At 52.0% G+C, this 20,077-nt stretch carries 23 protein-coding genes; 11 read left to right on the top strand and 12 right to left on the bottom strand.

The features are described from left to right. Positions 1 to 47 precede the first annotated feature (47 nt). Together MKQ70_RS41180 and MKQ70_RS12005 are read right to left on the bottom strand one after the other, a co-directional pair. Entirely contained in the window at positions 48 to 1,592 is a 1,545-nt protein-coding gene (locus MKQ70_RS41180) for a family 43 glycosylhydrolase (RefSeq protein ID WP_248071044.1), read from the bottom strand. Next, positions 1,574 to 2,170 (bottom strand): glycoside hydrolase family protein, encoded by a 597-nt coding sequence (locus tag MKQ70_RS12005; RefSeq protein ID WP_248071042.1) that lies wholly within the window; start codon positions 2,168 to 2,170, stop codon positions 1,574 to 1,576. Before MKQ70_RS12005 ends, MKQ70_RS41180 begins: the two co-directional genes overlap by 19 nt. 333 nt (positions 2,171 to 2,503) lie before the next feature. On the opposite strand from MKQ70_RS12005, the gene MKQ70_RS12000 reads away from it, so the two are divergent. The 7 genes from MKQ70_RS12000 to MKQ70_RS11975 all read left to right on the top strand — a co-directional run bounded on the left by MKQ70_RS12000 (position 2,504) and on the right by MKQ70_RS11975 (position 7,441). Then, positions 2,504 to 4,006 carry a hypothetical protein gene (locus tag MKQ70_RS12000; RefSeq protein ID WP_248071040.1) on the top strand — a complete coding sequence of 501 codons (1,503 nt, stop codon included), beginning with the start codon at positions 2,504 to 2,506 and terminating at the stop codon, positions 4,004 to 4,006. 50 nt (positions 4,007 to 4,056) lie between these two features. Continuing rightward, the gene (locus MKQ70_RS38270) at positions 4,057 to 4,191 is read left to right on the top strand and encodes a hypothetical protein (protein ID WP_282456393.1); all 135 of its coding nucleotides are present in this window, start codon (positions 4,057 to 4,059) and stop codon (positions 4,189 to 4,191) included. Then, the gene (locus MKQ70_RS11995) at positions 4,179 to 4,502 is read left to right on the top strand and encodes a hypothetical protein (RefSeq protein ID WP_248071024.1); all 324 of its coding nucleotides are present in this window, start codon (positions 4,179 to 4,181) and stop codon (positions 4,500 to 4,502) included. The genes MKQ70_RS38270 and MKQ70_RS11995 overlap by 13 nt, the downstream gene beginning before the upstream one ends. Before the next feature lie 34 nt (positions 4,503 to 4,536). After that, on the top strand, positions 4,537 to 5,934 hold the full coding sequence (locus MKQ70_RS11990) for a hypothetical protein (RefSeq protein WP_248071022.1): 1,398 nt from the start codon (positions 4,537 to 4,539) through the stop codon (positions 5,932 to 5,934). Positions 5,935 to 5,936: 2 nt separating this feature from the next. Beyond that, the gene (locus MKQ70_RS11985; RefSeq protein ID WP_248071020.1) at positions 5,937 to 6,269 is read left to right on the top strand and encodes a hypothetical protein; all 333 of its coding nucleotides are present in this window, start codon (positions 5,937 to 5,939) and stop codon (positions 6,267 to 6,269) included. Positions 6,270 to 6,345: 76 nt separating this feature from the next. Further along, on the top strand, positions 6,346 to 7,080 hold the full coding sequence (locus MKQ70_RS11980; protein ID WP_248071018.1) for a Gfo/Idh/MocA family protein: 735 nt from the start codon (positions 6,346 to 6,348) through the stop codon (positions 7,078 to 7,080). Beyond that, a complete protein-coding gene (locus MKQ70_RS11975; RefSeq protein ID WP_248071016.1) occupies positions 6,977 to 7,441 on the top strand; it encodes a Gfo/Idh/MocA family protein in 465 nt (154 codons plus the stop codon). Before MKQ70_RS11980 ends, MKQ70_RS11975 begins: the two co-directional genes overlap by 104 nt. 1 nt (position 7,442) lies before the next feature. Here the strand turns inward: MKQ70_RS11975 and MKQ70_RS11970 are convergent, their stop codons facing one another. The 5 genes from MKQ70_RS11970 to MKQ70_RS11950 all read right to left on the bottom strand — a co-directional run bounded on the left by MKQ70_RS11970 (position 7,443) and on the right by MKQ70_RS11950 (position 11,650). Continuing rightward, the gene (locus MKQ70_RS11970) at positions 7,443 to 8,342 is read right to left on the bottom strand and encodes a sensor histidine kinase (protein WP_248071013.1); all 900 of its coding nucleotides are present in this window, start codon (positions 8,340 to 8,342) and stop codon (positions 7,443 to 7,445) included. Further along, entirely contained in the window at positions 8,327 to 8,572 is a 246-nt protein-coding gene (locus tag MKQ70_RS11965) for a hypothetical protein (protein ID WP_248071011.1), read from the bottom strand. Before MKQ70_RS11965 ends, MKQ70_RS11970 begins: the two co-directional genes overlap by 16 nt. Further along, positions 8,569 to 9,987, bottom strand: coding sequence for a tetratricopeptide repeat protein (locus MKQ70_RS11960; protein ID WP_248071009.1), 1,419 nt, complete (start codon positions 9,985 to 9,987; stop codon positions 8,569 to 8,571). Before MKQ70_RS11960 ends, MKQ70_RS11965 begins: the two co-directional genes overlap by 4 nt. A gap of 87 nt (positions 9,988 to 10,074) precedes the next feature. Further along, positions 10,075 to 10,836: an SGNH/GDSL hydrolase family protein gene (locus MKQ70_RS11955; RefSeq protein WP_248071007.1), complete on the bottom strand. Its 762-nt coding sequence runs from the start codon at positions 10,834 to 10,836 to the stop codon at positions 10,075 to 10,077. Further along, on the bottom strand, positions 10,718 to 11,650 hold the full coding sequence (locus tag MKQ70_RS11950) for a DUF92 domain-containing protein (RefSeq protein ID WP_248071005.1): 933 nt from the start codon (positions 11,648 to 11,650) through the stop codon (positions 10,718 to 10,720). Before MKQ70_RS11950 ends, MKQ70_RS11955 begins: the two co-directional genes overlap by 119 nt. 139 nt (positions 11,651 to 11,789) lie before the next feature. Between MKQ70_RS11950 and MKQ70_RS11945 the strand changes: the two genes are divergently transcribed. The 4 genes from MKQ70_RS11945 (at position 11,790) to MKQ70_RS11930 (ending at position 15,412) form a co-directional block, all read left to right on the top strand. Continuing rightward, positions 11,790 to 13,019 carry a ligand-binding sensor domain-containing protein gene (locus MKQ70_RS11945; protein ID WP_248071003.1) on the top strand — a complete coding sequence of 410 codons (1,230 nt, stop codon included), beginning with the start codon at positions 11,790 to 11,792 and terminating at the stop codon, positions 13,017 to 13,019. Beyond that, positions 12,983 to 14,071, top strand: coding sequence for a two-component regulator propeller domain-containing protein (locus MKQ70_RS11940; protein ID WP_248071001.1), 1,089 nt, complete (start codon positions 12,983 to 12,985; stop codon positions 14,069 to 14,071). Before MKQ70_RS11945 ends, MKQ70_RS11940 begins: the two co-directional genes overlap by 37 nt. Then, the gene (locus MKQ70_RS11935; protein ID WP_248070999.1) at positions 14,068 to 14,559 is read left to right on the top strand and encodes a sensor histidine kinase; all 492 of its coding nucleotides are present in this window, start codon (positions 14,068 to 14,070) and stop codon (positions 14,557 to 14,559) included. The genes MKQ70_RS11940 and MKQ70_RS11935 overlap by 4 nt, the downstream gene beginning before the upstream one ends. A 169-nt stretch (positions 14,560 to 14,728) precedes the next feature. Next, positions 14,729 to 15,412, top strand: coding sequence for a LytR/AlgR family response regulator transcription factor (locus MKQ70_RS11930; RefSeq protein WP_248070997.1), 684 nt, complete (start codon positions 14,729 to 14,731; stop codon positions 15,410 to 15,412). A gap of 484 nt (positions 15,413 to 15,896) precedes the next feature. Here MKQ70_RS11930 and MKQ70_RS11925 read toward each other — a convergent pair whose 3' ends face one another. From MKQ70_RS11925 to MKQ70_RS11910, 5 genes are all read right to left on the bottom strand, one after another. After that, the gene (locus tag MKQ70_RS11925; RefSeq protein ID WP_248070995.1) at positions 15,897 to 16,139 is read right to left on the bottom strand and encodes a hypothetical protein; all 243 of its coding nucleotides are present in this window, start codon (positions 16,137 to 16,139) and stop codon (positions 15,897 to 15,899) included. Beyond that, on the bottom strand, positions 16,103 to 16,642 hold the full coding sequence (locus MKQ70_RS11920) for a hypothetical protein (protein ID WP_248070993.1): 540 nt from the start codon (positions 16,640 to 16,642) through the stop codon (positions 16,103 to 16,105). The genes MKQ70_RS11925 and MKQ70_RS11920 overlap by 37 nt, the downstream gene beginning before the upstream one ends. An 11-nt stretch (positions 16,643 to 16,653) precedes the next feature. Then, a complete protein-coding gene (locus tag MKQ70_RS11915) occupies positions 16,654 to 18,255 on the bottom strand; it encodes a hypothetical protein (RefSeq protein WP_248070991.1) in 1,602 nt (533 codons plus the stop codon). A gap of 98 nt (positions 18,256 to 18,353) precedes the next feature. Further along, positions 18,354 to 18,635, bottom strand: coding sequence for a RagB/SusD family nutrient uptake outer membrane protein (locus MKQ70_RS42165; RefSeq protein ID WP_372489966.1), 282 nt, complete (start codon positions 18,633 to 18,635; stop codon positions 18,354 to 18,356). Continuing rightward, positions 18,632 to 19,999: a RagB/SusD family nutrient uptake outer membrane protein gene (locus tag MKQ70_RS11910; protein WP_504908385.1), complete on the bottom strand. Its 1,368-nt coding sequence runs from the start codon at positions 19,997 to 19,999 to the stop codon at positions 18,632 to 18,634. The genes MKQ70_RS42165 and MKQ70_RS11910 overlap by 4 nt, the downstream gene beginning before the upstream one ends. Between the last annotated feature and the right edge of the window lie 78 nt (positions 20,000 to 20,077).

Here is a 20,077-nt window from a genome sequence, read left to right as displayed (position 1 = left end):
ACCTTAAAAACACGGCCTGGCGCCGGCAGACAAATTCGTCTCGTCGTTTAGCGGGTTACAGGTGCAATACCTGCGTGTGTGGGCGTTACGGTGATGATGTTGCCCTGTGCGTCGAACGTCATCCGGTCTATGCACACTTCGCGGTTGTAACCCGCGGCACTGCCCATGTTGATGCCGTTCGGGTAGTTGAAGCGATGGTATACGATATACCATTCGTCTTTCCCCGGCACCTGTAACACTGCGTGGTGCCCGGTTCCATAAATACCCGCCGCGGGGTCCTTGGCGATTACGAGGTTGTTTTCCGGAACGGTAATTTTACCATCAGGCGCATCTGCAAAGCCATATCGCACCCGGTAATCCGCATCGCGGGTATCGTTTTCCGACCAGGTGAAATAGTATTTGCCATTGCGGAAAAATACATTGGTGCCTTCGCGGAAAGTCCGGTCGGGCGTAATGATTTTAGTGGTGCCGGGTACCAGTGAGATCATATCCTCCGCCAGCTCCGCCGCTGCGAGGTAGCCGTTGCCCCAGTAGAGGTAGCTCTTGCCGCTTTTCGGATCGGTGAATACATCGGGATCAATTTCCTGGCCTCCTTTGATGCCCTCCGGACGTTTATCGATCAGGGGCCTGCCCGAGTCCTTGAAAGGTCCGGTGGGACTGTCCGCTACCGCTACGCCGATCTTTTGCGCCGCCGTAAAATAGTAGTAGTATTTATACTGACCATTTACTTTCTTCTCTTCGATGCAGGGCGCCCAGGCATTGCGGTTGGCCCAGGTTACGTCGGTGCCCAGCTGGATGATTTTGCCTTCGTCGGTCCAGTGTACGAGATCGGGCGAAGAAAATACTTTGAAGTACGTGCCCGACCAGTTGTCGAATCCATCGCTGGTAGGGTAGATGTAGTACTTACCGGTCTTTTCGGAATACATCACGTCCGGGTCGGCATAGTAGCCGTCCAGTACCGGGTTGTGTGTTTCCATGGCTTTTACCGTAAACGTAAAGGGCCTGGCGCCTGCCATGTTGATGGTGTATTTATTCTTCCCTGCCGGTTTCACGGTCGTATTCGGGAACTTTCCAAACACCGGTTTCAGCTGCGCAGGATCGTAGCCCGGCTTTAGTTGCAGTACCAATGTGTTGTTGGCCGTATCAATGTTTTTATTGATCTGCTTAACACCCGGCGCATCGGCGGACAGCATTACTTGTTCCGGGCTGAGCCACTTGCGGGTAAGCGCCGCTGCTTCCGCTGCGGTTACCGGCATTACGGTACCATGGCGCGGCTTAAAGTCCATTGAAATATCCGCATTGATGGCCGTAAAATGTTCCAGGTCGCTGCTGCGCGCAAATTCGTAGCGGCCGTTGCGATATACATCATACATCAGGATATAATCAGCGGAATTATTCAAGGGAAAAATACCGGAACCTTCCACCTCATCGGCCGTTTGCTCCAATGTTTTGTCCTGGAACACATAACCACTTGTCAGCTTATTTGACACTGCTTTTTTGATACCGTTTTTATCACCACCGGCGTGTTTAAAAAACAAGTGATATTTTCCACCTTTCGGGATGATATCCGCATCTATGCAGACTGTACCCACTGGCGGTGCAAAAGCACCTGTGGCGTGGATGCCAGGGCCGAAAAGTCTTTATTGGCGTAAGCGTAGTAGATCTTGTCGCTGTCCTGCGCACCCAGCCGCATAGACCAGTACACCATGTATTTACCGGTGGCGGGATCAAAGATCGTTTGCGGCGCCCATACACGGTCTGCCGCGGCATATTGCGGGTACGATTCAGCGATGTTGATGGAGTGCGTTTTCCAGTCGGTGAGATTGCCCGATTGCATCAGTACAATGGCCTTATTAGGTCCCCAGCCGTTTTTCGCGGTGTGCATGTCTGTAGCCACCATGTAAAACCCTTTGCCGTCGGCCCTCCGCAGGATGTGCGGGTCACGTACGCCGCCGGTAGCGCTGATGGTGTCCGAGCCCAATACGGGGCGGTTGTTGTTGAGCGCCTTGTAGTGGTAGCCGTCGTTGCTCAGGGCAAAGCGTACAGATTCGTCATTGCCTGTAAAATAGGTAAATAAATAGGCCGTGTAGGGAGCCTGCCGGTTTTTCTGCGCCTGTGAAAGAAGGCTGATGCCCATGCAACACGACAGGAGAATCCATCTTTTCTTCATAACGGAATTGTTCAACGGTTTTAAGGAGTGGACAAAATACATAAAAAAGTGTTTAATTGACAATTAAAATGAAGAACGGCTGTTCGGCGAGGGGATTGCAATATTTTAGGACGTGCGCGTTTTGGACACATGTCGGTGGTCCGTAGCCGTAATCCGGGTATTTAACGGCAGGCACTATTCAAGTACTCCACCGCTGAAACAGCAGCTCAATTCGCTATCTTTACATTATTGGCTTTGGAATCCGTGTAGACAGCTGTATTATTTATTATTAAGCCCACGTAAAATTCCATCCGCCATGTAATTTTGCCCGCTTCAAAATCATCCGCCCGCTATATGAAATTGTTTTGCCTGTTGCTGCTGTTGTTTCCGGTGTCCATGCTGGGCCAGCATGCCACCATTGTTTTCGTTAGTGATATACAAAGTACGCCTGTTACCGTCATTCCTCCTGTGGACGGTATTTCTTTTTGGGCTGCCCGCATCCGCATGCCACTGGACGCCAATCACCAGTTTATGATCCCGAATGACGTTGCCACGCCGGGTATCATGCAATTCGAAACCTACCGTGACGTCGTGAAATTGTACGTGCGGCCGGGGCAAAGTTACCGCATCACTTACATGCGTGGAAGGCCGCTGGCCATAGCAGCGGAAGACGCAGAAGGCCAGATGGCGTTGCAGTCGATTTATCGCAATACAGTGGCCGGCAAGGCGGATATCCTGCAACGCACGGGCCGGGGGTGGACTTACATCGTGCGCAAACTGGAGCGGGAACAGGAAGAACAAATAGATATTTTTAAGAAATTACTTAAGAAAGGTAAGATAGACGCCGGCTTTTATGATTGTGCTGACCGGCTCGCTGTCGTTTTCAGGGCGGCGGTCATGTCGCTGATCGTATCGCGCGAAAGCCGGGCGCTGACGACGGACATCCGTAATGGAAAATATAATGAAGTGGCGGTCTTTCGTATGGAGAACCAGTGGAAGGATATGTTGTACCAATGCAACGTGAACTTCCCGAAGAATCGTGTATCTCCATACTACCGGACGTATTGCGCCAACGTGCTGCATTATTATTACGAAGATTTTTTTCAATATAAAGAGGGGTTGAACCCGGATGTGGATACCTCCGGAGTAGCGCTGTTGAAGCGGCGTTTGGTGAATATCGAGAAGTATTTTGCGGAACCTTCGATGAAGGAATACATGTTGGCCTGGGAAATCTCGCAGTCGACAGCCACGGACCAGGCACCGGTAATTTTATCGGCCTGGGATTACTTCGAAAAAACGTATCCCCGAAGTGCGCTGAAGCCCTATGTGGCCAACGCTGTAAAAGCACTCCGGCACCCGGAAACAAATATCAACGTAGCGGAAAAAGCGCCTGCATCTAAACGCTACAGCTTTTTGGACGGGATAACACAGCTGGAAAAGCAATTTAACGATACTGCTGCCTACATCGTGGTGTGGAACCTGGACGACGCCACCTGTCACCAGGCATTGGCCTATATCGACGAATCGCGTACACTGCTGAAAGAGAAAGGGGTGGAGCTGGCGTACCTGAATGTAAACGGGCATGGCGTACCTGGCAACCTCGAAAAGATGATCGGATTCTTTAAACTCGACGGGCAGCACTTCGACGCGACTTATAACCTGATGAGCGAGTTCTCCAAACAATATACGCCTGAAAAAAGCGGCACCGGTTCCATCAAACTTCCCGTTCCCCAATACATCGTGATCGATCATGGCCGCATCACCTCGTGGATTGCCGCGCCGCTGAGCGACGTGGAAGGGGTGAAGCGGCAGCTGGCTGGCGTTGGAAAACCAGTAGCCTGCCGTCCATCATTTTAGGGACGGGATGAAGCGGCAATGCGTATTTTTGTTGTATCAATCCCAACGTCATGAAAAAACTGATATGGGCCCTGTTCCTTACGCCATCGGTAGTCCGTGCACAGGCGCAGCGCCCGAATGTGATCTTTATTTTCACCGATGATCTCGGCTGCGGCGACTTTCGTTTGCATGCATGCTGGGCGTGAAACTGCCGGCCGGAGAAACGCTGGATAGTGAAGACCAGCTGGACGCTTTGCTGGGGCGCTGGAAGAATGGCAGGAGCACGCTGGTGCAGCAGGGTGGAGCTTTGGCCATCGTTAGCGCCGACTGGAAATATATTGAGCCGACTAAAGGCCCCGCCGTGCAAAAGCTGACGGGTACGGAAACGGGCAACTCGGAGAACGGGTTATCATATCAGCTAAAAACGGATATAGGGGAACGAAAAGACGTGAGTGCCCAATACCCGCAAAAAGTAAGAGAACTGAAGGCCTTACTGGACCAACTAAAAGCAAAATAAAAATGTACTTTTGTACAGCAAGCCACCTTATACCATGAAACTTTCAAGACTGCTGCCCCTCCTGTTCGTATTGACAGTTGTAGTATACTATAGCTGCCGTAAGGCAGAAACCTCGCTGGAGCCCACCGGGGAACATATTGTCGATAATATTCGTGCATCCGTAAGCGGCCGGGTTACCGACGGCGAAAAGGTGCCCGTCGGCGGTGCTACGGTTACGGCTGGTGGCGCAACCACCACTACTGATGTGGATGGCAACTTCTATTTCAGCGATGTTACCCTCGACCGCACAGCGGGTCTTATCAAGGTAGAAAAGGAAGGATTCTTTACAGGTTACAAAACCCTGATGCTGCAAACCGGCGATAATAACAATACGGCTTTAGAGCTGGTCAAAAAGACCGTTACCGGTACGTTCGATGTAGCGGCCGGCGGCATTGTGAACATGCCGAACGATGGTGGCTCCATCCAGTTTGCCCCAAATGCGATCATCAATGAAATTACCAAACAGCCCTATAAAGGTACTGTTGTTGTATATGCCGCAGCCATCCACCCGGATATGGACAACTTTTACGACATCATGCCGGGCACGTTGCGGGGTATTGATAAACATAATAAGGAGATGGGCCTGCAGTCCTTCGGGATGGTAGGTGCGGAACTGTACAGCGTTAGCGGCGAAAAGCTGCAACTGGCGCCCGGTATCACCGCCACCTGGCGGATGCCTGTTCCGCAAACACTGAAGGTGCATGCGCCGGCAGACATTGCGCTGTGGAGTTTTAATGAAACGACCGGCCTTTGGAAAGAAGAAGGCAGGGCGGTGAAAATGGAGGACGAGTATGTTGGGGTGCTTACCCACTTTTCTTTCTGGAACTGTGATGCGCCTTTCAAAGTAGTAAAATTGAAAGCCCGACTGTTCGCGGAAGATGCCCCGCTGGCTAATGCCCGCGTAACCATCACCACGGCATTGGGTAATAACAATATTTCCGGCAGCGGTTACACTTCCGGCGACGGTATTATCGAAGGGTTGGTACCCGCCAATCAGAAACTGGCACTCAACGTATATAATAAGTGCGGCGATCTTGTTTATGCGCAGGAAATCAACCCGCTGTTTTTCGATACCGACCTGGGCGAAATTTCGATGCACGCGGGTTATTCCATGATCAGGGTATCGGGCACCGTGTTAAACTGCGAACGGCAGGCCGTACAGCGCGGCAGCGTCACCCTTAAGGTAGATGCCTTCGTTTATCGCGCGAATGTGAGCAACGGCCGGTTCTCCATCATGGTGGCCCGTTGTACCAGCGGTCCAGCGATGGCCACGATCGTTGCGGACGATGCTGATAAAAAGATGATCTCTGAAGCACTGGAATTTGAAGTAAACGGCAATGACCGGATGCCGGTGAAATTTCCGTGTGCGCCGAAAGTGCGGAACAGTATATAGATATGACCTTCGGCGCCGATCGTATTATGCTGATGCCGCCTGGCGACAGTATTTCATTGTCGACCGACGCGAACGCCAGTTATGTGTATGCGTTTAATACAACTTCTTCCATGCAGCTGTTTATCAACGGGCAGCCCGGTAAAACGGGCGACTTCTCCGGTGCCTTCTATTACCAGGAAGACCGTAAAAGCTGGAGCACTAATAATATGCCCGTTACCGTAACCCGTTACGACGCAGCCACAGGCGGCTTCATAGAAGGTCGGTTCGCCGGAACGGTGAGCGATTCAACCAATACAACCCCGGTGAGCGCGACATTCAGAATAAGAAGAAACTAAAAAGGGAAAGCTGTCCGAACGGGCAGCCTTCTTTTTATGGAGGAATTTTTGTAGTATTAAACATAAACTACACGTCATGAACACCCGCCGCGACTTCCTTCAGAAAATGGCTGCCTCCGCTATCTTGTTGCCCCTACCTGCCTGGGCTGTACACCAGCAACCCTACGATGGGCCAGTGTTGCGCGTAGCCCTTATGGGGCTGGGCGGTTATGCCACCCGGGTGGCCGAGGCCATGAAAAGCTGCACGAAAGCAAAGCTGGTAGGTGCGATCAGCGGTACACCGGCCAAGCTGATCGATTGGCGGAGTAAATACGGCATACCGGAGAAGAATTGCTACAATTACGAGAGCTTCTACAACATTAAAAATAACCCGGACATCGATGCGGTGTACATCACTACGCCTAATGCCCTGCACCACAAACAAGTATTGCAGGCCGCCGCTGCCGGCAAACACGTGATCTGTGAAAAGCCGATGGCCCTTAACGCCAAAGAAGGCGCCGAAATGGTGGCCGCCTGTAAAAAGGCGGGCGTAAAGTTGTTGGTAGGCTACCGCATGCACTTTGAGCCTAAAACGCTGGAAGTGATCCGCATGCGTAAAAGCGGTGAGTTAGGTAAAATCCAGTTCTTCCAGGGGCCTATGCGGCTTCCGTATCGGCGATCCCACACAATGGCGGCTGAACAAACAACTGGCCGGCGGCGGTTCGCTGATGGATATTGGCATCTATGCCATCAACGGCGCGCGTTACATGGTAGGCGAGGAGCCCACCTGGATCACCGCGCAGGAAACCAAAACCGATCCGGTGAAATTTAAGGAGGGGGTAGACGAAACGATCCAGTTCCAGATGGGCTTCCCGTCAGGCGCGGTCGCTTCGTGTTTGTCTACTTACGCGATGAACAACCTCGATCGTTTCTTCCTCAATGGAGATAAAGGATTTGCCGAAATGCAGCCGTCTACAGGTTATGGTCCGATCAAAGGCCGCACCAACAAGGGCGAGTTAACTCAGCCACATACCACGCATCAAACCGTGCAGATGGACGAGATGGCCGGCATCATATTGGAAGGCAGGCAGCCGATAGTGCCGGTAGATGGCGAGGAGGGACTGCGCGACCTGAAGATTATTGATGCGATTTATGACGCGGTGAGAACGGGCAAGAAGGTGATGTTGAAGTGAGCTAAACCAGCTGTCCCGCCGCCACGCGTTCCAGTTGCAGCTGCAGCGTCGGCGTAAACACCAATCTTACACAAGCACCCTGATCGTTGGTAATCGATAAGTTGCCATCAATTTCATCGGCCAGCCCGTGAATCAATTTTAATCCTAATCCTTTGCCCGCGCCGGTAGCCGGAATGCCGACGCCATTGTCGGCGATCAGCAGTTCCACTTCTCTGGAGGCCAGCGGTTGCAGCCACACCCGTATGCGGCTGTCGGGGCGCGGATGAGGAAATGCGTATTTGAGGCAGTTGGTAATCGTTTCATTCAGGATCAATCCTAAAGGAATAGCCTGTGAAACGTCTACCTCCACCGGTGAAACCTGCACATCAAAATAGATATGCGTTGAGGCAAAACTGCTGCGCAGGTGTTCTACCAGTTCCGGTAAATACGCCGCCATATTGATCGTAGACACATTCGTGGTGCGGTATAATTTCTGGTGGATGAGCGACATGGCATATACGCGGTTGCGGCTCTCTGTAATGGCTTCCGTGGCTTCGTTTAAATAGCCAGACTGCGATTCCAGCAGGCTTACAACGGTTTGCAGGTTGTTTTTTACGCGGTGATGTACTTCCTGCAGCAGCCATTCTTTTTCTTTAACGAGGTGTTCCAGTTTCGCATTTTTCTGGCTGATCTCTTTGTTCTTCCGCTGCTTCGAAAAGTAGGAATTCACGATTAAGGCCAGTACCAGCAAGAGTAGCACGATGACGGAAATAGTGCCGTTCGTAAAGGTGGTGGCCAGTTCTTTGTCCTTCCGTAACAGTTCCATGTCCTGCTGCGCCAGCCGCAGGTTGGCGGCGGAAGTTGCTGCCTGGTTGCGCGTTCGTTGCTGCATGTTTTCTTCCACGATCAATTTCCAGCGCACGCTGTCCATATCTTTCTGATGCAGCAGCGATAATTGCTGCCATTGAAGAATGGCCTGTTGCTGTTGCAGCAGTTCGCGGTCCTTTTTTCGGTTTCGTATTTTACTTTATACTCTTCCACCTGCCGCATCTTTTGCGCGGTAAGCATCGAATCATCCAGTTGTTTGTTCATCATGAGGTGGTCGATGGCCGAGAGGTAATTACCCATGGCAGAATCCACCTTAAACATCATGAAATGGAAATGACCGCGTACAGTGATCGCGGGGGCAGGGGATAAGCGGCCACCTGGTCCAGCAACGGTTTTGCTTTTTCATACTGCTGCGATTCTACGTACAACTGTCCCAGCTGCGAAAGTGCGGTATAGTATTCCGGTGTGCCTTTGGGCGTAGCTGCTACCACAGCGCGACCATAGGGTTCGGCCTTGTCGTAGTCACGCATGTCGCGGTAAATATTCAGGAGCATCCTGTTCAGCGAATTTTTGAAATGCGGCTGCTGTGGTGGTAATTCTTTTTCAAGGTGTTGTACGATGTCCAGGGCTTCGCGGTACTTGTGCATTTTGCGAAGGGCCTGCGTAATGGCTTCCGTTGCTGGGTATACATTTACCCGGTTGTTCATGGAATATTTCAGCGCCTGCTGATAGTTGTCGTAGGCCAGCTGGTGCTCGCTGAGGGCTTTGTAAATATTGCCTAAATTCATGTAATAATGCACGCCCATAAAGTAATCTTTGTGCTTGTGCATTTCCCGGAGCGCCTCCTGGGCATAGTACATTTCTTTATCCTTGTTGCCGCGGATGGTATGCAGCTGGCGGAGGGCGTCGTATATGAAGTGTTTGTGCGGATAATTTTGCGTGCTGTAAACAGTGAGCAGGTGCTCGAACATGCGGTCGAAGTGCAGGTCGTTGGGACGCCAGTAGGCGAATTTATTGGCATAATCCACGGCGCTGCGTTCATAGTCGGGCAAGCCCGCGTCGGCAGCAGTACAAATAGCTTTTTCAAGATAGAACAGGGAGGAATCTATATGTCCCGGAGCGTCCATGTTATTGGCGTATCCCTGTGCGTTTACGCGGTACACCCATATTTTGTTCTTGGGCGTCAGTGCTTCTGCCAGCTGGTTGGCCTTCGGAAAGTCATACCGCTCGGTGGCAATCATCGCTTTGAGGGTGGAGGCTTCTTCCACCAGGTCCTTCCGTTGTAAGCGCCGCGCCGCCTGGAGCGATGCCTCGCAAAGTTTTTCTGCATGGTCGAGGTCTTCTTTTTCTTCCCCGGGCAGGTGGGTATATTGCCAGGCCATTTCAGCCATCACCTTTGCCTGTAACGCTGGCCGGTCATTCAACCCCGCGAGCGATGCATACATCTCCGGTAACCGCCCCATTTCCGACATGGTGCGAACGATGGTGAGCCAGGCGTCCGTAGTGACGGTTGGATCATTGGACACCTCGAGCGCCTGCCGCGCATACTGCATCGCTTTGTCGAGGTCCGCTTTGTCCTCACCGGGTTTGGCGCGGTAATATTCACCAAGGTTGATAAGGGCCGTAGCCCTGTCTTTGGCGGTTTTGCTGTTAGTAAGGTCCTGAAGGAGCTTGTCCTGCGCAATAGCAGGACCGATTCCCCAAAGTATGGCGATGATAATAAGTGTCGTTTTCCTCATAATTGTTCACTTGGGGCCGCAGGATGGCGTGTGTTGATTTCGCCCCAAAGATACGGTAACGACGGATTTACGGTTGACAAAATCCCCTTAATGCTTGTATATATGCCGGATCTGCCTGTACAGGGCGTCTGCAATTATTTTATAACCCTTGTCGGACGGGTGTAGGCCGTCGTAGGTAGCCGCGATGGCCGCTTCGGGGTAGGGGTACTCGTCGGTATCCGGGTTGTAAGGCAAGCCGATAAAGGCGGGGTAGGGGTAATTGCGGTATTGCCCGGTGGCACTGTCTTTCAGGCGTTTGAAATGCACCAGCTGCGGCAATTGCAGGCCGCGCTGGTGGTACAGGTCCACCACTTTACAGTGTTCATATCTGCCGATACTGTCGATGGCAGCCACCACATGGGCCAGGGTTTGTCCCTTTTTATCGCGGTACGAACCCCGTGCGTTGTTTTTTGGATTGTTGATATACACGAAATCCACGCGCTGCATGGGCGTAATGAGAATAATAGGCGCATGGGGCTGCAGGGCGCGCAATTTGCCCACGATCGTGCGGAAAGCGCCGTATACCGTTGTAGTCCCGGTACTGTCTTTATAGTCCTGAAACGTGCCGATAGGCTGGCCGGACCACCAGTCGTTCGTGCCGAGGAAGATCGTATATACATCGGCGGCCGGTACTTTCAGCTGGTCAAACTCCTTTGCAATGCGTACGGCCGTCCACCCGTTATGACCCTGGTTAATGTAACGCAGGCCGGGCAGGCGCTCGGTAATAAGGCTCAGGTATCCTTTGGTGATGCGGTTGCCGGTTTCGTCGGGATGGTCGTTCAGGTAGGTAATGCTGTCGCCGATAGCCACCCAGGTTTTTTCTTTTCGAGGTAGAAAAGCCATGAGGGGCAGCAAAAGGAGCCAGAACAGTTTTTTCATCGGGAACAGATTTGTGCCTAAGATAATAAAAGGTTAGTACAGGTACCAGGCTATTAATGCGCCGCCGGCGGTTCAGGAAGTTAACCGCGTCGTTGCCAAGCAGGCCGCGACGTTCCAGGGTGGCGCCGAGCAGGGAATCGATCAGGGTACCGGCGATGCCAGCCACTGTTACTACCCATATAATGCGGGCATCTGCCATGCCCCACCAGCCCATCGTGCAGGCATAGGTAAGCACCGCTATGACCAGCGCACCGGCGGCGCCCAGCAGCGTGCCTTCCAGGCTGATCACGCCATCCGGTCCTGGCGGAGAGGATTTGAAGTTGAGAATGTTGTAAAATCGCCGCCCGTATACCATACCCAGCTCCGACGAAAGGGTATCGGCAGTGGCTGCGGAAAGGCTGCCCGCGGCGGCTATCAAAAAGGGAAATGCATCGCCCCCGCTCAATACTGCAAAGTAGAAAGACAGCACGCCCATCAGCCCTGCTACACCCCCATTGGCAAATACTTGTCCCGCCGTACGCGGCTGCGAGGGGCCTTGTTTCTTCTTCGTTTTCCCGTGGCCGGTAGCCCAAACGCCCATAACAAAAAACGCCAGCAGTAAAACAAAGCCCGGCGTGATACCGGCCAGTACCGCGAAACCCACCAGCAATGCCGCCACTACAGCGGTTTTGGTAAGCACGCGGAATACTTTATTGCATACCTTTTCCACCATTATGATGGAAAGCACAAACAGGCCGATCAGCATGAACATTAATGTCAATAATTCCATATGCCGCGTAAAGCTAATCAACCCCTTCCAACATCTTCCACTAAATTTTTCGTTAATTTTAACAACCCAGTTAATATCTTCACGACTAAAACTAACTTATCATATATCCCTCCGGATGCCACTGAAAGCATTGTTATCCTGTTTCTGTTTGCTTATTGTGATGCTGCAACCCACCGCCGGGCAGGAGTTTAACTACCGGCACTACAATGAGCGCGATGGCCTGGTTGGGCCGGTTGTGTACAGCATGGTACAGGACAAAGAGGGCTTTATCTGGTTTGCCACGGAAACCGGTGTCAGCCGGTTCGATGGTACACGTTTCAGGAATTTTACTACTAAAGACGGGCTGCCCAACAATGAGGTCATCCGCATCTACTGCGATTCCAAAGGACGCGTTTGGCTGATGCCTTACAAACATGCCATTTGTTACTACCAGGATGGCTACATCCATACCCAGCGAAACGATAGTCTGCTGAAGAAGTTGTACCTCGAAGGTTTTGTTTTCTGCATCGAGGAAAATAAGAAAGGGGAAGTAATGTTGATGGACATGTCCAACGTGTTCCTTATTACGCCGGATGATAAAGTACAGTACCTCACTAACATGACCACAACGGGCGGTGCGATGACGAAACTGGCGGTGACAACGGCCGATAAAACCTGGTTGATGTACCGCTGGAGCATCCTGGAATACTCGAAGGGCCGGTTCCGCGAAGTGTACAAACTGCCCTATGGGTCGGTGGTGTCGGGCGGACAAGTGATCATGGACGATGATTTGTTCTGTTACGTGGAAAGTTCCGGTCAGTACCGGATACATGCTAAAAAATATAACCTGGATTACCTGGTAACGTCACCGGCCATCAATACGGCCGAGCGGTTCAACGATTCGCTGATCCTGCTGAATACCAGTCGCGGCAGCGTGTTGTTTAATATTCTCACCCGCAGGAACGTCACCACCTATCTGCCCGATAAAAATGTAAGCAATATACTCCGCGACCGCGAAGGGAATATTTGGATCTCCACGTTGAACGACGGCGTTTACCGCATCAGCTCCGATCGTTTCCAGAATGTGCTTAAAACCACGCCGAATAACCAAAAGATCTCTGTATATGGACTTGCGAAACAAGGCGGCGCAATTCACGTTGGTACGGACGTCGGGTACTTCCGCCTGCGGCCGATCGATGGCGGGTTCGAGATCACGGACGATATTTCGATCAATATGCCGGTCACCTTTGTCGACAGCTGGCGCGATGTGCTGCTGATGTGCGCGGGGTTGCGTGTATTCGTGAAAAAGGAAATGCGCCGATGCGGTACATGGTGGGCGATAATGCCACCAAGTTTGTATCGATGAAGAATGAACGAGAGGCTGTGGTAGCCGGCTCCAACGGGATCCGGATCATGGACGTGCATAACATGACCGGCATCAGCGAACGTATCGGGCACGTGCGGGCCTCTGCGGTATTCTGCCGGAACGACAGTGTTTACTATGGCGCATTGAACGGTTTGTCGGTACTCGTACAGCCAGGTAATAAGGTATTCAGTTTCGCCGATACCAGCCGGCTGCTCCAGGGCAGTGTGCGCGATATCAAGGAAGATAATGCAGGCACCATGTGGGTGGCCACCGATAACGGGCTGATTGGTATGCGGGGCAACCGTATCGTCCGCCATATTGCGCAGGCCGACGGACTAACGAGCAGTAATGTGCGCTGTATTGAAGTGTCGGATTCGTTATTGTGGGTAGGTACGGACAAAGGTATGAACCGGGTGGTGCTCGGCGGCTCGCAGCTCCATGTAACGCGGTATACACAGGCCGACGGGCTGGCCTCCGACATCGTTAATAGTATCCTGGTAGATGGTGATACGATCTATGCAGGCACGCAAGAAGGCATCACCTACTTTAACCGGAACCTCAGTGATCCCTATTCCCGCTGCGACCTGCGCTTGCTCGAAGTTAGCATCAACGGCCGCAAAGCCGATCCCGCCAACCTGCCGCTGCTTAATTATGCCAATAACAGCATTCATCTAGAATATGCCGCGTTATCTTATAAAAGTGATGGGGATATTACCTATTATTATCGTTTGCGCGAACAGGACAGCGCGTGGCGGCAGAGCCGGCAAACGTCGCTGGACCTGATCTCGCTGCCGCCCGGCGCATATCACCTGGAATTGTACGCCGTAAACCGTTTCGGCCTGAAGAGCGCGGTGCTGACCATACCGCTGACCGTGAAGACGCCTTTCTGGCAAAGTATCTGGTTTGTGCCGCTGGCCGCTGCGGTGCTCATTGCGCTTACTTGGGCACTAATTTACTGGCGGCTGGGCATCCGCCGCAAAAAGGAAAATGCGGAAAGAATGGTTGCCCGGCAGCTGCAGGAGTTAGAGCAAAGGCCCTGCGCGCGCAGATGAACCCGCACTTTATTTTTAACAGCCTCAACGCGGTACAGGAGTTCATCATCGACCAGGATATGGAGAGCGCGAACCGCTACCTCAGCCGTTTTGCCCGCCTCATCCGGCAAACGCTGGATATGAGCATGCAGCCCAATATTACGGTGCAGGACGAGGTGCGTTATTTGCGCACCTACCTAGAGCTGGAACAGATGCGCTTCGACCAACGGTTCAACTTTGCCATTACTGTAGATCCGCAAATTAATACCGAGGAGGCGCTGTGGCCGGGGATGGTACTGCAGCCCCTGGTGGAGAACGCCGTACAGCATGGTATCCGCCATTTGCGCGACAGGGAAGGAATGATTACGGTGGCATTCCGGTTGGAGCAGCGCATGATCGTTTGTACCGTTACTGATAATGGGGTACAGAAACGTTACCGGCAGCCGGCCGGGCGGACACGTGTCCTGGGGCACCAGGATTACGAGAGAGCGTATCAATATGATGAATAAATCGATATCTTCCAGTATCGGAATTATAGTGAATGATTTGCCGGGAGAAAGCGGAACGGCCGTAGAGGTGCGTTACCCTTTGATCACGGGTTGAACTATTAAAAGACGTTATGATGATTAAATGCGTATTAGTGGATGATGAACCAAGAAACTTATCGCTGCTAAAAAAATGCTGATTCAATACTGCCCGGAAGTAACCGTGGCAGGTAAAGCGGAAACACTGGAAGAGGCGGCCGGTGTTATCAGGACCCTGCGCCCGCAACTCGTGTTTCTGGACATAGAAATTGCACCGGATAGTGCTTTCGATCTGCTCGATAGCCTGAAACCCGTGGACTTCGAAGTGATATTTGTTACCGCGCACGATCACTATGCCATCAAAGGTTTCAAATACAATGCCCTCGATTACATCCTGAAGCCCGTGGAAATTGACGATCTGCGCCAGGCAGTGAGCAAGGCGGCTAAGCGTATCCGCGAACAGGATATTGGTCAACGCCTGAATGATTTGCTGCCGCAGCTGCGTGCAGAGAAAACACTGGGCAAAATCGCCCTGCGCGAAAAGGATGGTCTTACCCTGTATGCATTCGAAGAAATCCTGTATTGCAGCGCAGAAGGGGCATATACACGCTTTGGTTTTCAGAAGGGAGGCAGCCTCCTCGTTTCGGGCAGTTTAAAGGAATTTGAATCGCAGTTGCCCGCCGATATCTTCTGCCGCATCCACGACTCGCATCTCGTAAATCTTAATCACATCCGCAAATACCACAACGGTAAAGGCGGCTACGTGGAAATGACGGATGGTAAAGTGCTGGAGGTGTCTGTTCGTAAGAAAGCAGAATTTCTCGCCCGTTTAAAGTAACAGCTATTTCCATTTCGACGCGTTTATAAAGTAAACGGTAACAGCTGCCAATTTGCGCTGGAAAACCAATTCCACTGCTATATTTTTACGGTAGTCAATCAGGTTACCTATGCTCACATATAAACGAATTATTTTTATCCAATGTTGACCTACGGTCTTAAAGGTTAGACCGTTTTGTTTGTTACATCACGGCTCCCCCTTGTTTTATTAAAATGGTTTTAGTGCCCGGCATCTTTGAAAGATCGGCGTCCGGCATTCATCCGCTTGAACTTTCAGGGTGGGGGCATGATCTTAGAATACAGTTTTTCAAGGATTGTGTATTTTTTCCTATATCTAAATATTCGCTTGAAGTAAGTTTTTTAATCTTCGCTTACAAACTATCGAAAGGCCGGCGCTTTTCAGGCAGGCCAATGTATTTATTAGTGCTCTCAAATGAATTAAATTCACTGACGCAACGTGGCCGCGCCTTCTGGCGGGGCCTTTGTCATTCGTTCGCTACCTTGAACCAGGCGCGCCCACTCATGAGCCCCTGGTCGGTGAACCCTTCTATGATAAAGCAAAAGCGGCCAGTAAGGTCGTTGGTATAAAAACTGAATTCCACTTCCCCGTTATCATGGATCATGGCTCCGTGGTTCCAGTACACCGTGGTAAACATTTCCGGGTCGGGGGCGTTGTTGGTGCTGTAATCGGCTACGTAAAACTCCTTGCTGTACCAGATGCCGTCCACTTTTTCATGAAGCCGGTAGCCGCAATGCTGTCTTCTTTACAGGCGCGGTACACCACCGGCTGGCCTCGGTAATTATAGGTGGCGCCACTTTGCGGTTTACTGCCGTAAGGGTGGTTGCTGCAATTGAGAATGTTGTATTGGCACACCCAGTCATTACAGTTCTGGCTGCGGAATTCCCCGAAGTGATCGTCGTTGCGCGATTTTACCACCACCTCCTTCAGCATTGTTTTCATTTTTATTTTTTCATCTGCCGATAAGATGTCTTCCGGCAAAGGTTGATAAGGTATGTAGATACCTGTGAGCGCGCGGTTCAGCGTATCGTACGGAGGATCGTTCAGCTCCACGGTATAGTCCTGTAACTCGGTACGTTTTTGTCCGCCTACAGCGCTGATGGCAATGCGGCTGTCTGCCGGCGCGCGCAACTGTTCTACAGGGATCGTAAACCTGCCGCTTGAGTCGGTGGAGATCATGCCCGCCTTTCCGGTACCAATGAGCAGCAGCACACCTGGTTTCTTTACTGGCTTATGATTGAGCAGCAACTGGCCGTGGAGGTCTTCTTCATAAATGACAGATGGTGGTAAGGGGGCGCATCTTTACGATAACGCGTCCAGCATTTGGTGAGCAGCAATTCTTCCAGCTGCCGCTCATCGTCGAAAAACCGGAAGCCGGGTAATATCGCGGGTGAGGGGAGGTGTTGTTCAAAGTAATAATAGCGGTCAATATCGCGGAAACGGAAGGTGTCTACGCGTTTGTCGAGTGCCAGCCCGGCCGATAGCATGCCCCGTACAGGCTCACCTTTGCTGTTGGTTACTTTTACTTTCACTTTTACTTTAGACCGGGTGTGATACTGGGCCGAGTCAGTGGTGATGTTCACCTGCAACCGCTGGCTGTTATGCGCCAGGATCGCCCTTTCCGCCACCGGTTCACCGCTGCCCGAAAACAAGGTGAGGGTAACCAGTCCCCGTGGCACCTCGTGCATCGGCAGGCGAATACGGGCCTGGTGGCGCGGTAGAAGGATAGCGCCGGAAAAGTAGATATCGTGATAATTATGCAGCGCTACGAAGCAGCTGCTGTCGTTATCCGGGGTGTGAATCGTAACATCCAGTGCATCTTCCGGTAGGGCGTTTTCGACGGATAGCGTGTAGCCGTCCGGGAGAATATCCGGCAGTGTTACGGGTATCGCTTCTTTCCTGTCGAGCAGCTTCAGGCTGTATTCAACGCCGGGCATGGGTACAAAATAGAGCCAGCCGCGGCCGGCCGTGTTAGAGCGGAAGGCCGCTACGGGCAATCCGGCAGCGAGTAATTCACCCTGGGCCGACAGGGCCCTGCCGTTCTCGGAGATTTCAAATGCCATACGGCTGCGGCGATAAGCCACCATGGAGCCGCCTTCTGCAAACCAGCGTACCCGTAGCGGTGTCCGTACCTGCAGGGGAATACGGATGTTGCGTGGCTCTTTTTTGTAACTGGTGTTGATATCCATCACCAGCTCCCGGGTACTATCCGGTGCCGGTGGCAGTTTCAGCTGCACTTCACCCCATATGTCCGTTTGCTTGCGGCCGGAATCGAGCAGGTGGTTGCCGTCGTATAACCGGTAGATCAGCGGCTCTTTATCGGCAGGCTTTTGTTCGTAATTGGTGACTTTATATTTAAGCGAAAGCGGTTGCCCTGTTTGTACCGGACCGCTTAAATCATTCACGATGATCCGGCTTTTGTCCGGCGCGCGGATGCTGATCGCCTGCTGAAATACCTCCTGTTGCTGACTTTTAAGGTAACTGCTCGTATAGGCCACTAACCGGTATTCCCCGCTTTCCAAACTGTCGGGCACCATCAGGTAGCCCTGTCCCATGTATTTACTCATCACGAAACGCGATTGTACCAACACTTCCTTTTTCATGGGATCGGTGAGGGCCACGTACAGCGTTTGTTCGGTTTCAGGCGAGCCGTTGAGGAGATAGGCCGTAAACCAGATGTGTTCATTGCGTACGTAGATGGTTTTGTCGAGGTGCAGGTAGACCGCAGGTAAACCGCGCACCTGGCTCTTTTCGCCGAAACTTACCACCATGCTGTCGATAACGGGCGAGGACCGTTGCCCGGAGGCCGCCTGTCCGCATAACATCAATATAAAAACGCGAGAACGTGGGTTTTCATCGAAACAAGATATAAAAAAGCCGTAGCAAATGCCACGGCCTTTCTGAACATAGATCAACAAAAATATTACCAGCCCGGGTTCTGGATGAGGGTACTGCTCTTATTTACCTCATCTTCCGTAAACGGGCAGAAATACATCTTTTCCTTAAACACTGCGTTCAGCGCCGTTACGTTGGTATAAGTAAAGCTGCCGTCGTTCTGTTTGAGGATCATCATACCGCGGATGGGCACATTCTCCGTTACCTCGGCGGTGCGCCACCGGCGGGTGTCGTAGTACCAGTGGCCTTCGTATGCAAATTCCACCTCGAACTCATTACGGATGACCGTACGCATTTCTTCCTTGCTCATACCGGCTTTGAGGCCGTACAAATTATCAGCCCCGGCTGAATACCCGCCCTGCGACGGATCGCGATCACGTGGTTGTACACGTCCGATGTGGGGCCGCTGAATTCGTTCAGTGCTTCCGCGTAGCCTAATATCATTTCCGCGTAGCGGATAATGGGCAGTACACGCTGCTGACTGGCGGATGTACCAGTGGAGTCATTGGCCATTTTACGGGCATAGTAGCCCGTTTTGGTGCGGTAGCTCTGTACACCGTCGTACGTCAGCACCCCGGTGGAAGCAGTTTTATAGATATCTACCGGCTCCATCTTTTTAGTGCTGCTGGAATATACCAGTGAGCCATTATAAATGATGGAATAATAAAAACGCGGATCGCGTCCCTCGTAAGGCTTCGCGGCATTGTACCCCGAGGCAGGATCGGCGATGGATTTACCATTGGCCATGCCAAAGGCTTCCACCAGGTTCTGCGATGGATTGCTGTAACCACCCGCGGCGTTGCGCGATACCGGGAAACGATACGTTTCGAAGAAGGTATTATTCGCGATCATATAGGGATAGATGTACTCGCTGTTCTTGCGAATAAGAAATACCTTCCAGAAGCCGTGGCCGGGGCGGGTCACATTATCTTCATAAAGACTGTACTGGTTCATGTCCATCACCGCTTTGCAGGCATCGGCCGCCTTCTTCCACAGGTTGGCGTCGTAGGTGGTGGAGTACGCAACCAGCGGGGCCAGCGCGCCGCTGGTAACAATCGGGTTGCCATTGTATAGTGGACTGGCCGCATGCAGCAGCATACGCGCTTTTAACGCCGCACACATCCCTTTGGTGATATGCCCGTATTCTGAAGGCAGTTGTTCTGAAGCATTCGGGAGGTCTAACATAGCCTTATCGCATTCTTCCGCGATATAGTCGATACATTCCTTAAACGTATTGCGGACCACTTTTACATCGTCGGTGATGTTGTACAGCGTGTCGCCCACGATCTTTACACCGCCCCAGTAACGTACCAGTTGTGCATAGTAGAACGCACGCAGGAAGCGCGCCTCGGCCGCCGTTTTGATTTTGGTGCCTTCCGTCAGCGGGGCATCCTTTACCTTTCTCATGAAGAGATTAAGGGCGCGGATCCTTTTATAAAACACGCCGTAGTAGTTTTTACTATGATGATTTTTAGTGGTGGATGCCGCGGTAATGAACGATGCCTGCGGATCGCTGTAAAATGATACGGAGTGCGTGGTTAAATCTTCCATGCATGCGAGGTCGTTGCCCACGCCGGACGTGATGTAGTTGTAGCGGTAATGTACGAGGTCCTGGCCCGTAAAGGCATACGAGTTATTCAGGAACTGCATGGTTTGCGCGCTGTCCGAAAACACGATGTCTTCGGTCAGGCTTTCTGTCTGCCTGGAATCCAGGAAATCTTTTTGGCGCAGGACGAAAGCAGCAGCGCGGCA

Source organism: Chitinophaga sedimenti (assembly GCF_023156195.1).
Taxonomy (GTDB): domain Bacteria; phylum Bacteroidota; class Bacteroidia; order Chitinophagales; family Chitinophagaceae; genus Chitinophaga; species Chitinophaga sedimenti.
The sequence above is the reverse complement of the archived record's forward strand: the minus strand, read 5'-3'. Positions and strand labels throughout refer to the sequence as shown.

Excerpts from the sequence above, each read along its gene's own strand:
- MKQ70_RS12005 (WP_248071042.1), bottom strand. The coding sequence starts at position 2,170 with ATGAAGAAAAGATGGATTCTCCTGTCGTGTTGCATGGGCATCAGCCTT.
- MKQ70_RS12000 (WP_248071040.1), top strand. The coding sequence starts at position 2,504 with ATGAAATTGTTTTGCCTGTTGCTGCTGTTGTTTCCGGTGTCCATGCTG.
- MKQ70_RS38270 (WP_282456393.1), top strand. The coding sequence starts at position 4,057 with ATGAAAAAACTGATATGGGCCCTGTTCCTTACGCCATCGGTAGTCCGT.
- MKQ70_RS11995 (WP_248071024.1), top strand. The coding sequence starts at position 4,179 with ATGCTGGGCGTGAAACTGCCGGCCGGAGAAACGCTGGATAGTGAAGAC.
- MKQ70_RS11990 (WP_248071022.1), top strand. The coding sequence starts at position 4,537 with ATGAAACTTTCAAGACTGCTGCCCCTCCTGTTCGTATTGACAGTTGTA.
- MKQ70_RS11985 (WP_248071020.1), top strand. The coding sequence starts at position 5,937 with ATGACCTTCGGCGCCGATCGTATTATGCTGATGCCGCCTGGCGACAGT.
- MKQ70_RS11980 (WP_248071018.1), top strand. The coding sequence starts at position 6,346 with ATGAACACCCGCCGCGACTTCCTTCAGAAAATGGCTGCCTCCGCTATC.
- MKQ70_RS11975 (WP_248071016.1), top strand. The coding sequence starts at position 6,977 with ATGGATATTGGCATCTATGCCATCAACGGCGCGCGTTACATGGTAGGC.
- MKQ70_RS11965 (WP_248071011.1), bottom strand. The coding sequence starts at position 8,572 with ATGATGTTTAAGGTGGATTCTGCCATGGGTAATTACCTCTCGGCCATC.
- MKQ70_RS11960 (WP_248071009.1), bottom strand. The coding sequence starts at position 9,987 with ATGAGGAAAACGACACTTATTATCATCGCCATACTTTGGGGAATCGGT.
- MKQ70_RS11950 (WP_248071005.1), bottom strand. The coding sequence starts at position 11,650 with ATGCTGATCGGCCTGTTTGTGCTTTCCATCATAATGGTGGAAAAGGTA.
- MKQ70_RS11945 (WP_248071003.1), top strand. The coding sequence starts at position 11,790 with ATGCCACTGAAAGCATTGTTATCCTGTTTCTGTTTGCTTATTGTGATG.
- MKQ70_RS11940 (WP_248071001.1), top strand. The coding sequence starts at position 12,983 with ATGGTGGGCGATAATGCCACCAAGTTTGTATCGATGAAGAATGAACGA.
- MKQ70_RS11935 (WP_248070999.1), top strand. The coding sequence starts at position 14,068 with ATGAACCCGCACTTTATTTTTAACAGCCTCAACGCGGTACAGGAGTTC.
- MKQ70_RS11930 (WP_248070997.1), top strand. The coding sequence starts at position 14,729 with ATGCTGATTCAATACTGCCCGGAAGTAACCGTGGCAGGTAAAGCGGAA.
- MKQ70_RS11915 (WP_248070991.1), bottom strand. The coding sequence starts at position 18,255 with ATGTTATGCGGACAGGCGGCCTCCGGGCAACGGTCCTCGCCCGTTATC.
- MKQ70_RS42165 (WP_372489966.1), bottom strand. The coding sequence starts at position 18,635 with ATGAGCAAGGAAGAAATGCGTACGGTCATCCGTAATGAGTTCGAGGTG.